Origin of the sequence: Flavobacterium sp. LAR06 (assembly GCF_041946075.1) — a bacterium.
GTDB lineage: Bacteria > Bacteroidota > Bacteroidia > Flavobacteriales > Flavobacteriaceae > Flavobacterium.
Map to the genome: position 1 here is coordinate 130170 of NZ_JAUTYT010000001.1, position 14163 is coordinate 144332.

13 protein-coding genes and 1 pseudogene are annotated in these 14163 nt (G+C 31.6%); 7 read left to right on the plus strand and 7 right to left on the minus strand.

Annotated elements, in window-relative coordinates; genetic code table 11:
* Nucleotides 1-55: 55 nt before the first annotated feature.
* The gene (locus Q7C23_RS00570; protein ID WP_375030701.1) at nt 56-1612 is read right to left on the minus strand and encodes a vitamin K epoxide reductase family protein; all 1557 of its coding nucleotides are present in this window, start codon (nt 1610-1612) and stop codon (nt 56-58) included.
* Between the two features lie 260 nt (nt 1613-1872).
* On the opposite strand from Q7C23_RS00570, the gene Q7C23_RS00575 reads away from it, so the two are divergent.
* Nucleotides 1873-2013 carry an rSAM-modified peptide gene (locus Q7C23_RS00575; RefSeq protein ID WP_375030702.1) on the plus strand — a complete coding sequence of 47 codons (141 nt, stop codon included), beginning with the start codon at nt 1873-1875 and terminating at the stop codon, nt 2011-2013.
* A gap of 176 nt (nt 2014-2189) precedes the next feature.
* Here the strand turns inward: Q7C23_RS00575 and Q7C23_RS00580 are convergent, their stop codons facing one another.
* Both Q7C23_RS00580 and Q7C23_RS00585 read right to left on the minus strand, forming a co-directional pair.
* The gene (locus tag Q7C23_RS00580; RefSeq protein WP_375030703.1) at nt 2190-3539 is read right to left on the minus strand and encodes a tetratricopeptide repeat protein; all 1350 of its coding nucleotides are present in this window, start codon (nt 3537-3539) and stop codon (nt 2190-2192) included.
* 7 nt (nt 3540-3546) lie between these two features.
* Nucleotides 3547-3861, minus strand: coding sequence for a helix-turn-helix domain-containing protein (locus Q7C23_RS00585; protein ID WP_375031155.1), 315 nt, complete (start codon nt 3859-3861; stop codon nt 3547-3549).
* Between the two features lie 94 nt (nt 3862-3955).
* Here Q7C23_RS00585 and Q7C23_RS00590 point away from each other — a divergent pair.
* From Q7C23_RS00590 to Q7C23_RS00615, 6 genes and pseudogenes are all read left to right on the plus strand, one after another.
* Nucleotides 3956-4018 (plus strand): annotated as a pseudogene (locus Q7C23_RS00590) (hypothetical protein); the annotation flags it as partial.
* A gap of 1438 nt (nt 4019-5456) precedes the next feature.
* The gene (locus tag Q7C23_RS00595; protein ID WP_072970231.1) at nt 5457-6635 is read left to right on the plus strand and encodes an acyl-CoA dehydrogenase family protein; all 1179 of its coding nucleotides are present in this window, start codon (nt 5457-5459) and stop codon (nt 6633-6635) included.
* Between the two features lie 87 nt (nt 6636-6722).
* Nucleotides 6723-7505: a DUF3050 domain-containing protein gene (locus Q7C23_RS00600; protein WP_375030704.1), complete on the plus strand. Its 783-nt coding sequence runs from the start codon at nt 6723-6725 to the stop codon at nt 7503-7505.
* Between the two features lie 166 nt (nt 7506-7671).
* A complete protein-coding gene (locus Q7C23_RS00605; RefSeq protein WP_375030705.1) occupies nt 7672-8445 on the plus strand; it encodes an AraC family transcriptional regulator in 774 nt (257 codons plus the stop codon).
* A 69-nt stretch (nt 8446-8514) separates the two neighbouring features.
* On the plus strand, nt 8515-8943 hold the full coding sequence (locus tag Q7C23_RS00610; protein ID WP_375030706.1) for a hypothetical protein: 429 nt from the start codon (nt 8515-8517) through the stop codon (nt 8941-8943).
* A gap of 122 nt (nt 8944-9065) precedes the next feature.
* Nucleotides 9066-9830 carry an SGNH/GDSL hydrolase family protein gene (locus tag Q7C23_RS00615; protein ID WP_375030707.1) on the plus strand — a complete coding sequence of 255 codons (765 nt, stop codon included), beginning with the start codon at nt 9066-9068 and terminating at the stop codon, nt 9828-9830.
* On the opposite strand, the gene Q7C23_RS00620 is transcribed toward Q7C23_RS00615, so the two are convergent.
* The 4 genes from Q7C23_RS00620 to Q7C23_RS00635 are packed head-to-tail and all read right to left on the minus strand — an operon-like array spanning nt 9808 to nt 14157.
* On the minus strand, nt 9808-10848 hold the full coding sequence (locus Q7C23_RS00620; RefSeq protein ID WP_375030708.1) for a hypothetical protein: 1041 nt from the start codon (nt 10846-10848) through the stop codon (nt 9808-9810). The two genes, Q7C23_RS00615 and Q7C23_RS00620, sit on opposite strands and share 23 nt — an antisense overlap.
* Complete coding sequence (locus tag Q7C23_RS00625; protein WP_375030709.1) at nt 10829-12454, minus strand: NAD(P)-binding protein; 1626 nt, start codon at nt 12452-12454, stop codon at nt 10829-10831. The genes Q7C23_RS00620 and Q7C23_RS00625 overlap by 20 nt, the downstream gene beginning before the upstream one ends.
* Complete coding sequence (locus Q7C23_RS00630; RefSeq protein ID WP_375030710.1) at nt 12429-13949, minus strand: polyamine aminopropyltransferase; 1521 nt, start codon at nt 13947-13949, stop codon at nt 12429-12431. Before Q7C23_RS00630 ends, Q7C23_RS00625 begins: the two co-directional genes overlap by 26 nt.
* Nucleotides 13942-14157 carry a DUF350 domain-containing protein gene (locus Q7C23_RS00635; protein ID WP_375030711.1) on the minus strand — a complete coding sequence of 72 codons (216 nt, stop codon included), beginning with the start codon at nt 14155-14157 and terminating at the stop codon, nt 13942-13944. Before Q7C23_RS00635 ends, Q7C23_RS00630 begins: the two co-directional genes overlap by 8 nt.
* Nucleotides 14158-14163 lie beyond the last annotated feature (6 nt).

Sequence of the window (14163 nt, forward strand, 5' to 3'; positions counted from 1 at the left end):
GTTTTAGGCTCCAATCGTTTTAAGACATTTGAAGATTCTGTCTGCTTTTCTCCTGTTAGGCGATTTTTTCGAGAATCTCAACATCTTCTACATAATCGTTTAGAAAATATTTCAGCTCGTTTAGCTCATATTCGTTCGGAAATAATCTTTCATTTACAATTTTAACCGGTGTATAATTAAAATTATTTTTCGAACACCATTCATATTGTTTATTAATCTCCTGATTAATCATCATACTTACTGATTCAACATGCCATTTTTTAAGCCATTTTTTAAGACTCATCTTCTTAATATGCCAGTCTGAAATAGCTTCAACCGTTTTTCCCGGTGTAGATCTGTTTATGGTCAATAATCTTTCTACAACCGCTTTATAAGGATTATCTGTATTTTCCGGGTTGATATTAAATAAGACTTTTAAAAATATTCTATCCGGAAATTTTAAAACCAAATCGAATGCTTCCTGAAATGTCGTATTGCATAGACCACAACTTGGACTTATAATTACAGACAGTTTTACTGCTGCATTTCTATTACCAAAATTCAAACCTCTTAAATCATCAAATCCATTTGTATTTATAACTTTTCGAGACAGGAAATTTAATAGTGAATAATTTCTTTTGAATTTTTTAAGCTCTTTAAGTGAGTTATCGCTTTTGAGCATGTTTTTAATCATTGGTTTTGCAATAAGCCACATCGGCACAAGAAGAGCCAAAGAAAATAACAATGGAAACATACTCTCAAATGCAAAAGTCAATGTAAAAAAGTCTGATGCAAACCATATAGCACTTTGCGTAAAAATTAAGAACGAAACTACGAGGCACATTACACACCATTTTTGAATCTCAAATTTCTGAATCCAAATAGATGATACTATAACGGGAATAGCGAGCAAACTTAAAAATCCGATAAATATTGCCGAATCAAAAGGCTTCACTAAAATTGCAATCAAACTTGAACCGAAAAAAATAAGGGGCAAATCTGAAAAATTAAGCAATTTGTTTTCAGTTCCTTCATTAGCATTAATAACAGAATTACATGAAGAATTTGAACTCAGATTGCAAAACTTCGAGATCATCGTATTTTTAAAACCTAATTTCTCCTGTACAATAAGTATACTAACAATAAGTCCTAATATAGATGTTGTTAAAAAAGCAAGACTAAACAAGCTATACGTATTATAAAAAAACGACAAGCCCACTAAAAGAAAAAGAGGCAGAGAATATTTTAACCAATTAAATTCTACTTTTAGATTTTCTCTTGCGATTACATTATTTGGTTCGATCGCCACAATTACGCCATTCCAATCTAAAAGGAATTTTTCGTAAGCCATTTTATGTGGTCCTTTTTTCTCGGTTGTAACACGAACATCATTTTTAGCTTTTTCTACTAAAATAAGTTCGTCCTGAAAATAAGCTAAAAAATTTGCCGGCAAATCTACGATCTGCTCTTTCGGAACTCTTATTGCTGCGTTTTCTATTGATAAAAGATCTAACGAATCTGTTATCGCAAATAAACTTGGATAATTTGGATGAGAAAGAAACAAATCCTTAAACTCATTTTTTATCTCTGAATATCTATTTATCTGTAGAAATTTTTGGACAAGTTTTAACATCTTTTCGGATCGTTTAAAATCATAATTACAATACAAAGATTAGTGTTTTTATCCAGAATAAAACGCTGAAGGCACACATTTTATCAATTATACTACATACAATTTATAAATTATATCAGTCTTAGTCATATAACTAAAGCGTTGATTATTAACTAATTACAACCTAAAGTGTTTCGCAAAAACTTGCAAAAGCCTATTCTCGATGAAGCGTTTTCCTTTTTGTCTAGTTTTGATATACACTAATTCTAACACACAATATCATGGCAAATATGAAATTAAAATTCGAAGATTTTGAGGCAGAGAAATTATCTAAAAACCAACAAAAAACGGTTCGAGGAGGAGATGATGTAACTGATCCTGTTGATGGAACTGGAAAAGGAGGAAAAGGAGGAAATGGTTAATTTAAATCATAATATTGAATTGATGTAATTGATCTCTATCTCTTCAGTATTCAATTAATATTATTCGCAAAACGACCTGGAGATACTCCAGGTCGTTTTGCGAAATGATTTTTGAAAATCATTATCGTAAATTTAGTCTTCCAATTAAATTTTCAATTACTTATAAAGCGAATTTTTCAGTCATTTTTTGCTTTGAATTCTGCAATTAAAGCAATAGTATTTTTACGGATTTTCTTTTTATCGTTAACATTTTTGATCAAGAAAAAGACAACTCCAACAATTAAAAAAATACCAAAAAAAATAAAAATCCTATCTAAATAAAGGTCTTCCCTATATTTTTTATCAATCGAAAGCATTTCAGCAGTGAGGTTTTCTTCACCCTGTTTATAATTAACTTTTAACCTTTCCTCTCTTAATCTACTTTCAAATTCATCTAATTTTTCCAGATAGATTTTAGAATGCTTGTGAGCGAGTTCAGGCATATTAAGTATAGTGTAGATTTTAGCCTGATAACAATTGGATTTCAAATAAGTAAGAGGCTCTGTATTTTTTAAAAGTGCAATTGAATCACTTTTTTTATAAAAGAGAAGGGCTTTATCATATTTTTTAATTGTGAGATTAATATCTCCTATGTTATAATAAGAAATACACAATACCCCATCCATATTATTTTGTTTTGACAAGGAGGCAACTTCGTAATATGTTTTTTCAGCATTTTTGTAATCGGCTTTCCAGTTTAAAATATTTCCTAAACTTAACTTTGCACTGATTTCATTATCTGTATAGGAGTCAGAATAAGTAATTGTTTTTTTATAATAGTATGCTGCTGAATCAAGCAATGCCCATTTATCATGATTTTCCATAAAATAACCTTCATAGGCACTTCCAATAGCATGATTTAAATTACTTTTTTTATTTATAATTTCCGTATTGGTAAATAGATTTTGATTTTTGTCAATAAAATCAAGGTATTCTTTAGCATTTTTAATCGCTTCTTTATAGTTTCCGACAGCTTCATTTATTAATCCGATGTTGGCCTTGAATTTCATAATTTGTTTCATATCGCCAATCTGAGAAGAAACTTTAATTCCATCATGAAATTTTTCCAATGCCAAAGCAAAATTTCCTCTACTCCATTCGGCTAATCCGCCGTAATTGTATATATCTGCCGTCAAACGTTTTTTGTCATCTGAATTTGGAATTTTATTCAAGTAAAAGAGTGCTTCTTTATATTTTTTTTTAGATTTTTCTGGTTCTTCTTTAAATTGCACTAAACAGGATATTGCTCCATTTGCAAAAGCCAAATGTTCATAATTATTTGATTTTGCCATTTGTTCAGCATACACTAATGAACGGTCCACAGATATATTCCAGTTAAGTCGAATTTTACCTTTCAGTGTTTCGTAGTCATCTTCAATTACTGTGTTTTTCTGCTGAGCAAAAGCTGTATAAAAAAGAAAAAAGAAAACAACAGAGATAATTCTAATTGAGTTAGTTTTTGAAAAGGTTGAGATAATTGGGAACATCAGCAAACTAAATATTACTGGCAAATTGCGCCGGAGATACACCTGTTCTTTTACGGAAAGACTTTGCAAAAGAAACAGCATTTTTAAAACCTACACTTTCAGCAATTGCCTGGGTCGAATATTTACGATACATATGATTTGTAATCATTTCATTAATTACATAATTAATTTTTAGCTCATTTGAATATTCTCCAAAAGACTTACCAAATCGCTTATTGACAACATAGGATAGATAGGTCGTATTTGTTTTGATTTTTTTTGCTACATATGGCAATGTAAAATCAGCGTTTAAAAATTCTTGTTTGCTTTCTAGTGCCAACAATTTTTCAACAATTTTGTTTTCCTTGGCTTCGTCAATACTTAGATTAACATTTTCTTTTTTGAGTTGAATATCTTCATGTTCTAATTCTTCAATTGTGGCTAGGACAACAGTATTTTCTTTTTTCTCCAAATTAGCTTTGAATTCTTCAATCAAGGCATTCATTTTTTTATGTGCCTTGTTTTTATCCCTAATGTTTTTTATTAGTAAAAATACAATTCCAACTACCAGCAAAACATAAAATACCCTTAATGCTTTGCTTAACAGAACATCATATTTGTATTTTTCCTGAATACTAACCATTTCATCACTCAAATCTTTTACTCCCAGCCTATAATTAACTTCTAAAGCTTCATTTGTTAATTTGGCTTCAGATTTTTCATAAGTATCCAGATATATTCTCGAATACTTATACGCCAGTTCCGGCTCATTTAATGAACTATAGATTTTAGCCTGCCAAAAATTTGATCTTAAAAAATTAGAATTAGTAGTTTTGTTTTTGTGTGAAATCGAATCTACTTTCTTAAAAAACACTAAAGCCTTGTCGTATTTTTTCGTTGAGTAATATAAATAACCTAAATTAGAATTTGCAATATCAAGTAATTCTTCAGAATTATTTTGCTTTGAAAGAAATAAGATATCGTAATATATTTTTTCGGCATTTTTAAAATCATTTTTCATTAAATAAACATTACCTAAACTCAGTTTAGCACTGATTTTATTGGTAGTGAAATTTTGAGAATATGTAATTGCTTTTTTATAAAAGTACTCGGCCGAATCAAGCAAATACTTCTTATTTTGATTTTTAATATAATATCCTTCATATGAGCCTCCTAAGTCTAAGTTGATGTTGCTCTTACTATTTTGAAATTGCTCTCTCGGATAAACCCTTTCATTCTTATCAATGAAGTCATTATTTTGTCTCAAATTCTTAATTGATAATTGGTAATTACCAACTTCTTCATTAATCAGGGCAATATTGCTTTTAAATTTTACAATTTGAATAACATCCTCAGCTGCTAATGAAAACTTCATTCCTTTTTGATAATTATCAAGGGCTTTACTAAAGTTTCCTCGTTTCCATTCTGTTAATCCTCTGTAATTATAAATGTAACCTGTGAGCTTTGTTTTCTCATCAGATTCCGGCATACGATCTAAGTATTGTAGTGATAATTTGTAGCTTTCGTTACACTTAACAGTGTCACCTTTCATTTGATACAAATAAGAAGCCGCACTAGTGGCAAAAGCCAAATGCTTAATATTATTAGATCTCATCAATTCTTTAGTATATGCAAGACCCTGTTCGACATTTGTATTAAAACTAAATCGAATTTTGTCTTGCAACGCTAAATATTCCTGTTCGCTAATTTGTTTTTTCTGAGCAAAACCTAAATTAAGAACAAAGAGTAGTAAAAAAGAGATGATTAGCCTCATTTATGTGTTTTTGGATTTCAAAAATAACGCTTAAATTTTCAATAAACTAAAATTAATTTGCTACTTTGTTGTTAATTTTGTTACAAAATTAAAAAAATATAACAATTGTGCGTTGTTTTGTTATATTTTTATTACGTAAATTTGTTTTAGTAAAACTATCAAAAATGAAACCAGATTTATTTCAAGCTCCAGATTATTACAACCTTGACGATCTATTAACAGACGAACACAAATTAGTTCGCGAGTCTGCACGTGCATGGGTTAAAAGAGAAGTTTCTCCAATTATAGAAGAGTACGCTCAAAAGGCCGAATTTCCTAAACAAATTATAAAAGGACTTGGAGAAATTGGTGGCTTCGGACCTTATATTCCACATGAATACGGTGGTGCAGGATTAGACCAGATTTCGTATGGTTTAATAATGCAGGAAATCGAACGTGGTGATTCTGGTGTACGATCGACTTCATCTGTGCAATCTTCTTTGGTGATGTATCCTATTTGGAAATACGGAAACGAAGAACAGCGCATGAAATATCTGCCAAAACTAGCAACCGGAGAATTCATGGGCTGTTTCGGTTTAACCGAGCCTGACCACGGTTCTGATCCCGGAAGCATGATTACCAATTTTAAAGATATGGGAGATCATTATCTTTTAAATGGTGCTAAAATGTGGATTTCTAATGCTCCGTTTGCTGATATTGCCATTGTTTGGGCTAAAGATGAAACCGGAAGAATTCACGGTTTAATCGTTGAACGCGGAATGGAAGGTTTTACAACTCCTGAAACACATAATAAATGGTCGCTTCGTGCGTCATCAACCGGTGAATTAATTTTTGATAATGTTAAAGTTCCAAAAGAGAATCTTTTACCAAATAAGTCAGGATTAGGAGCACCGCTTGGCTGTTTAGATTCTGCCCGATACGGTATCGCATGGGGCGCAATTGGTGCTGCGATGGACTGTTACGATACGGCTTTGCGTTATGCTAAAGAAAGAATTCAATTTGGAAAACCAATTGGAGGAACGCAATTGCAACAAAAAAAATTAGCCGAAATGATTACCGAAATCACAAAAGCGCAATTATTAACATGGCGTTTAGGTGTTTTGAGAAACGAAGGAAAAGCGACAACTGCTCAGATTTCGATGGCAAAACGTAATAATGTTGATATGGCAATTCATATTGCCCGTGAAGCCAGGCAAATGTTGGGCGGAATGGGAATTACAGGCGAATATTCAATTATGCGACACATGATGAACCTTGAAAGTGTTATCACTTATGAAGGTACTCATGACATTCATTTATTGATTACCGGAATGGATGTTACTGGAATTCCAGCGTTTAAATAGTAAACAATTATTAATATATATACAAAAACAATACTAAAAGCTTCTTCTAACCGAGAAGCTTTTTATCTTTGCACAAAAATTCCAAAAATGAATATTGAAACTATAAACAATAGCATTCAACCTCAAAAAGAACAACTTTTACAACATTCTTTATACAACAAAATCCAAAGCATTGATGATTTACATATTTTCTTAGAAAATCACGTATTTGCCGTTTGGGATTTTATGTCACTATTAAAAGCTTTACAAGCCAAACTTACCTGTACCACAACACCTTGGTTTGCCACTAAAAATCCTGAAACAAGATATTTAATCAACGAAATTGTTCTTGCCGAAGAAACCGATTTAACGATTGACGGAAGAAGACAAAGTCATTACGAAATGTACCTTGAAGCCATGGAAGATTGTGGTGCCGACACTACTGGAATCAATAAATTTTTATCAGAAGTACATTCGCTGCATAATATTTTTGTTGCCATAAAACAGAGCTCACTGCATCCAGATGTAAAAGCTTTTTTAGATTTTACCTTCAGAGTTATTGAACAAGGGAAACCGCATGAGATTGCCGCCGGTTTTACTTTTGGAAGAGAAGATCTAATTCCGAGTATGTTTACTGCAATCTTAAAAAACTTTCAAAAAAATCTTCCAGAAACTGATTTGAGCAAATTGCTTTATTATTTTGAAAGACATATCGAATTGGATGCCGATGAGCACGGACCAATGGCAATGCAGATGATCACAGATTTATGTGAAGATGATGCTCAAAAATGGAAAGAAGTGGAAGAAATATCCATTCTTGCCCTGGAAAAAAGAATCGGGCTTTGGAATGCCATTGAAGAAGAAATCGTGATGAAAGCAGAAATGGTATAAGTCAGAAAAATATTACTGACTCAATACTTAATCAAAATACTCCCAAAACTTAATTGGACATTGCTTCCTTTTAAGTTTTGGGATTTTATTATTTAAACAATACCATTTTATTCTAAATATTGTTTTCCATACCTTTGTTATTCATTGATTGTAAACCACATACAAAATGAAAATTGTAGATTTCATCCCATCGGAACAATTAAAACCTTTCGTAAAGGTTTACAGAATTATAGAAAGTCAGGATGAAATGACAAATCGGGTTTTACCTAGTACTTCTCTTGCTATATCCTTTCGGTGCAAAGGAAATGTAAATTATATAAGAGAAAATCAGCATGAAAACTTACCAATTTCTACAATTTCCGGAATTCGTAAATCAGTCCGTTTAATCAATTACTCAGAAGATACTACAACTATAGTCATTCAATTTAAAGAAGCTGGAGCCAAAGCATTTTTTAAAGAACCACTTCACGAATTATTTGAAGAAAGTGTTTCGCTGGATAATTTTATTCCGCAGCAAAAAATAGCAATCATAGAAGAACTTTTGGCAGAAGCAAAAACCAACAACCAAAAAATTGCCATCATAGAACAATTTCTTTTGTCGCGATTGCACGACTACAAACCCGATAAATTGATCGCTGCAGCAATTGCCATAATTCAATCTAAAAAAGGTGTTGTTAAAATCAAAGAACTCGCGAACGCCCTTTACATCAGTCAGGATGCCTTTGAAAAAAGATTCAGAAAAACAATTGGATCCTCTCCCAAACAGTTTTGTTATGTCGTTAGAATAAAATCAATTATAGACCAAAAGCAACACAATCAAAACCTAATCGATCTTGCATTTGATGCAGGATATTTTGACCAGCCCCATTTTAATAAAGACTTCAGGTTATTTACCGGGCAAACTCCCTCTGAATTTTTCAAATTTTCTTCCTTTTGGTAAATCAATGATTTTTTACAATGATTTGGTGCTTTCAATTCTGAATTTTACATCAACAAAAAATTAAGAATTATGAAAACAAATCTTTTAATCGGAATCATCTGTTTGGCATTCTTTACCATTAAAGCAGATGCACAGACAGCAATTGTAAATTCAGAAAGAGAATCCAAAAAATCAGAAACCATGAAGCAAATTTTTATCGATACATTTATCGTTCCTGCGAAATCAAAACAAGAATTCTTAAAAAGAGTAAGCATTAATAGAAACTTTATCAAACACTTAAACGGATTTATAAAAGATGACGCTTATGAACGCACCGATGAAAACGGATATTTAATTTATATGACGATTGCCGTTTGGGAAAACGAAGCTGTTTTGAAAAAAGCAAAAGAAACTGTTCAGGCCCAATATAAAAAAGAAGACTTTAATATTTCCGAAATGTTTGAAAGATTAAATATCGTTATGGAAAGAAACATTTATAAAGAAGCGCAAAAACCGTAATCAAAAGTAAGAGCTATAAAATTCAAATTAACGCTGCAAAAAGGCGATATCGTAAAAACCAAAACAAATAATTTAACGTAACTATTTGTTTAAGATGACCCAGAATCTAATTTACTCAAATTATGAAATCACATTTCAAACAAATAGTTATCGTTATACTCTCCCTCTTTTTATTAAGTTGTAGTGCTGAAGACTCTGGCTCAGGCAATGCTGTTACTCCGCCTCAGGTTAAACCTCCAACTACACAAGTTCCAACAACTCCAATTTCCGGTTCAATCAATTATTTGGCCTTAGGCGACAGTTATACTATTGGACAAAGCGTATGCGAAACCTGCCGATATCCTGAACAACTTAAATCAAGTTTAAAAGCAATTTATCCTGAAAGTAATTTCACCTTAAAAGTAATTGCTACAACCGGCTGGACAACTTCGAATTTAATTTCGGCAGTAAATGCTCAAAATCCAGAACCAAATTATGACCTGGTTACGTTATTGATTGGAGTTAATAATCAGTATCAGCATATGGATTTTTCTGTCTATGAAAAAGAATTTCCACAGTTATTAAACAAGGCTATCTCTCTGGCGAAAGGCGATAAAAACAATGTCATTGTACTCTCCATTCCAGATTATGCCTACACTCCTTTTGCAGCTAATTATACTTATGAAAACCGAATGAAAATTTCGAATGAGATAGATCAATACAATGCTTCTGCTGAGAGGTACTGCATAAGCAAAGGCGTAACTTTCATTTCTATTACTGATATTACAAGAACAGGTTTAAGCAATACTAGTTTAGTCGCGTCTGATGGCTTACACCCTTCTGAACAAGCTTACAAAATGTTTGTTGACCGTATACTGCCTCAGGTCAAAATGGCTTTACAGAATTAGTTTTTTTTGATTTCCAGATGAATCCGTCTAATAAATAATGGGTAAACTGTGGCACACTTAACAATGGTACTATAAAAAATTGCCATGAGGAAAAATCAAAATTTCTAATTGAAAAATTTTCATTCCAAACCAAAATTTCCCACAGAAATTCTTCTGTAAAAGCAATAATTAATAAAATTAAAATATAAATAAAGAGGACATTATATTTTTTTAAATAGTTAAAGAAACCTAAATCTATTTTTTTTTTATTCTCGATTTCTCTAAAATAAACCAACGCCATATATGGAATTCCGTGAGAAACTACGTTGAGTAAAGTAAAAATAAGATCGTTATTAAAATAAACGATTCCAAAATACCATGAAAGTGCTGTTCCTAAAACAATAGCATTTTTTGGTATATTAAAAAACTTTTGCTGTACGCTTTTGCAAATAGTATAGATTACAAAAACTGCCATTATTTCCATATAAATCCAAAAAAACATTTCTAATATAAATGTGTTATGAAAACGAAAAAATTCATTCTCAACAAACCAATTGAATTTCCTTTCAGAAGAAAAAAACCAATACAGCATCGGGTAACCTGTTGAAGCATAAATTGCCAGATTATCAATAACAACAGAAAGCTTTGTTTTTTCTTCATTTCTGGCATACAATCGCATAAAGCCATATTGCTGTCTTATAAAATGAAATACTGCAACATAGGCCAAAAACGACCAAAAAATTAAGCTCCCAAACGAAAAAAGAATTACACCAATGGCAAAACAAATTGTAGGCAGAAGAAGTAATCTTTTTTTATTCTTTTTAAATTCATCCGCAACAAAATAAGTTTTGAATAAAGTTGCATAAACATGTGCCACGTCTATAAAAACAATTAGGAAAAGCCATGTATAAAACGAATAATTATTCTCGATTTCTGTAATATAATTTTGAAACAGAAACACTATGGCTAATACAAAAAAGGAAGGGCCAATGATAAAAATTAAATCTGTCTTTTCTTTATTAATCCAGGGCTGTTTCATCTAAAATTTGATTTACTACATTAATTCCGTGATGAAAAGCTTCTTCAAAAATGGATATTCCGGACAAATCGGTATGAGCAAAATAGATTTTATTCTCCATATTTCCTGAAGCTTGTTTCTTTGCTTCGCCAAAAATAAAATTAGGCACAGGACTTACCATTCCATGGCCTAATAAAAAAACTTCCATTTGTTCTGTACAATCTTCGATATCAGGATGGGCAATTTTTAGATCATCAAAAACAAATTGTTTCCAATATTCCTTACTTTTTTTATACAACTCTTTTCGTGATTTTTTTAAATCTGAAGAAGAAAAACTATAGTAATATGTAATTACCTTTCTGGTCTGAAACTGCTTTAAAGATTGATGCTGATCATATACATAACCTAGTCCTTTTGCATCATAAATGACATTATCCCAGGAAAGCGGAAAACTAAAATTGTCTGCTAAATCAGTAACAGTTAAAGTTGCTAAAAGCCATGGCGTATAATGAAATGCTTTTGTAAACTCTTTTCTATCTTTTATTAAATACTGATTCACAAATTGAGGTGTTGCCATAATTACTTTATCTGCAATAATTTCTACAGAAACCTTTTTAACATCATCAAATACTGTTACAACAACTTTATCCTTTTCGACTTTAACTTCATAAACCAAATGGTTTTTTAATGTTTTTCCATCGGTATATTTTTTTAGATGAGAGGCTAATCTGGCGTTTCCTTCGGGCCAGGTTAAAACACCTTCTTTTTTATCTGCAGTAGAATCTTGTTTTCGCCCAGCGAAATAATGAATTCCTGCCCAAGCCGAAACATAATGAATTCCAAGTCCAAAATCGTCCTTACAGCAATAATCAATATAATTAAAGAGAGGTTCAGCTTTGAAATTGTTCGTTTCAAACCAGTCTTTCATTGTGATTTTATCCAAATTTCTAGTTACAATATCTTCTGAAGAAAGATGAAGCGGAATATCAAATAAATATTTTCCATCTTCTCCTTTTCCCTCACGAAAAGTATCCATTAAGGTAAAAAAACGTTGAAATTCTAAATCTTCTTTTTTATAATTCCCTTGTTTTGGAACTACTCCCTCTTGCCAATTATTTTTGTAAAACAAACGTTCATCAGGCGCGAACGATAATTGTAGTTCATCAAAAACAGGAAATCCTTTTGCATCATAACCTAAAATGATTTTCTCTTCCTCAAGAAACCGCAATAATTCTTTATCTTTAAAATTAGGTAAAGGTAAATAGTGCGCACCAAGCGGGAATTTAGAATATTGATTTTCCCCATTAGATGAATTACCACCCAGATGTCCTTCTAATTCTACTAATAGAAAATCTGAAATTCCTTTTTTCTGAAATTGTCTTGCAGCACTTAAACCTGAAATTCCGCCACCAATAATTAAGTATGGAATATGAATTTGAGTCGTTGGTTTCGGAAAATCTTTTACCCATAGCCTATGTCCCAAGAGATGATTGGTTCCTGACAGACGAAGCAGCAAAAGAATGATTTTATCGGAACAAAATTGCAGAAAAGGAATTAACAATAAAGAAGCCCCAATTCCTTTTACAAAACTGCGCCTTGACTTACTGTAATTTTCCCCATTCTTCATCAAAATAGCGTACTAAAATTTGGTTGTCTAAACGATTGATTTCAATTTCATTTGAGATCATATCTGTGGTAAAATAATTAAATCTATCAAACTGATAATTGTAGAATTTTAACCCCGAAGCTTTACGATTTACTTGATTAAAAGTAGTTCCAAACCCATTGATGGCAATAGTATAACCCCACTCTCCAAACGAGGGCACATAAGCATGATAGGCATCAACCTGAGTAAAAACCTGCATGACCGTTTTATTGATACACCAAAATGATTTTGGAGCAAAATAAGGTGAAGTTGTCTGAATCACGACCACCGCATCAGGTTGTAAAATAGTTTTCATGGTTTGATAAAAATTAAGCGAATACAACTTTCCCAAACTATAATTTGATGGGTCAGGAAAATCGACAATAGCAACATCAAACTTTTCTTTACAGCTTTTTGCCCAAATATAAGCATCTGTATTGATGACTGTGACTTTTGGGTTATTCAGTGACCCTTTATTAAAATCTGTCAATACTTTATTAGTTTTAAACAACTTTGTCATTCCCTGATCGAGATCTACTAAAGTGATTTTTTCAACATTTTTGTATTTTAAAATTTCACGCACAGCCAGGCCATCACCTCCTCCAAGAACTAAAACATTTTTAATGTTTTTTGCAATTGACATTGCAGGATGAACCAATGCTTCGTGATAGCGATACTCATCGGCAGAACTAAATTGCAGGTTATTATTTAAATAAAGCCTGTAATCGCTCTTATTGTGCGTTAAAACGATTCTCTGGTAGGGAGTTGAATGCGTATAAATGATGTTTTCTCCATAAAGCTTTCCTTCTGAATAGGCTAAAATTTTATCTGAAAAAATAAAGACACCCAACAAAATTACAAATGAAAAAATGGCTTTTGTTTTTAAAAAATAACTATTCTTCAATTCTCTTTTTAAAAGAAAACATAAAGCAATCGCAATACTAATATTAATCATTCCGAAGAATAATGAAGTTCCCATAATACCAAGTTTAGGAACCAGAATAAGAGGAAAAAGTATGGATGCCAGTAAAGCTCCTATGTAATCAAACGTAAATACATTTGAAACCAAATCTCTAAATTCGACTTTGTCTTTCAATATATTCATCAAGAGCGGAATTTCTAATCCTACTAAGAAACCTGTTATAAAAACAAGTAAATACAATATGAATTGGAAGTACTCCACACTTTCAAATAATAAAAATAAAACTACTGAACTCAGACCACCAATTAAGCCAACCAAGATCTCGATTTCAACAAAAGTATTCAGTAAGTTTTTATGAAAAAATTTTGAAAAAAAAGAGCCAATACCCATTGAAAACAGGTAAACTCCAATAATAAATGAAAACTGTTTTACTGAATCTCCTAATAAATAACTGGCCAATGTACCTGCCACAAGCTCGTAAACAAGTCCGCAGGTCGCAATAACGAATACAGCAAATAGCAATAAAAATTCAAACTTTAAAAACTTTTTACCCATGAATAGCGGCACTAATAATCATTGAAATTCCAATGATAAATGCTGCCAAAACAATCGCAACAGCTATATTATTTTTTTGAACAACTTCTTTCCAAGTGTTTTCCGGAGTAATTTTTTCGATTATGAAATAAGCTATTAATAAGATAATGATTCCTAAAAAAGAATAAACAATCGAATTAGCTATTGGCTGAGCATGTATTAAATCCATATTTTA

Excerpts from the sequence above, each read along its gene's own strand:
- Q7C23_RS00605 (WP_375030705.1), top strand. The coding sequence starts at position 7,672 with ATGAAAATTGTAGATTTCATCCCATCGGAACAATTAAAACCTTTCGTA.
- Q7C23_RS00595 (WP_072970231.1), top strand. The coding sequence starts at position 5,457 with ATGAAACCAGATTTATTTCAAGCTCCAGATTATTACAACCTTGACGAT.
- Q7C23_RS00625 (WP_375030709.1), bottom strand. The coding sequence starts at position 12,454 with ATGAAGAATGGGGAAAATTACAGTAAGTCAAGGCGCAGTTTTGTAAAA.
- Q7C23_RS00615 (WP_375030707.1), top strand. The coding sequence starts at position 9,066 with ATGAAATCACATTTCAAACAAATAGTTATCGTTATACTCTCCCTCTTT.
- Q7C23_RS00610 (WP_375030706.1), top strand. The coding sequence starts at position 8,515 with ATGAAAACAAATCTTTTAATCGGAATCATCTGTTTGGCATTCTTTACC.
- Q7C23_RS00575 (WP_375030702.1), top strand. The coding sequence starts at position 1,873 with ATGGCAAATATGAAATTAAAATTCGAAGATTTTGAGGCAGAGAAATTA.
- Q7C23_RS00580 (WP_375030703.1), bottom strand. The coding sequence starts at position 3,539 with ATGTTCCCAATTATCTCAACCTTTTCAAAAACTAACTCAATTAGAATT.
- Q7C23_RS00635 (WP_375030711.1), bottom strand. The coding sequence starts at position 14,157 with ATGGATTTAATACATGCTCAGCCAATAGCTAATTCGATTGTTTATTCT.
- Q7C23_RS00630 (WP_375030710.1), bottom strand. The coding sequence starts at position 13,949 with ATGGGTAAAAAGTTTTTAAAGTTTGAATTTTTATTGCTATTTGCTGTA.
- Q7C23_RS00600 (WP_375030704.1), top strand. The coding sequence starts at position 6,723 with ATGAATATTGAAACTATAAACAATAGCATTCAACCTCAAAAAGAACAA.
- Q7C23_RS00570 (WP_375030701.1), bottom strand. The coding sequence starts at position 1,612 with ATGTTAAAACTTGTCCAAAAATTTCTACAGATAAATAGATATTCAGAG.
- Q7C23_RS00620 (WP_375030708.1), bottom strand. The coding sequence starts at position 10,848 with ATGAAACAGCCCTGGATTAATAAAGAAAAGACAGATTTAATTTTTATC.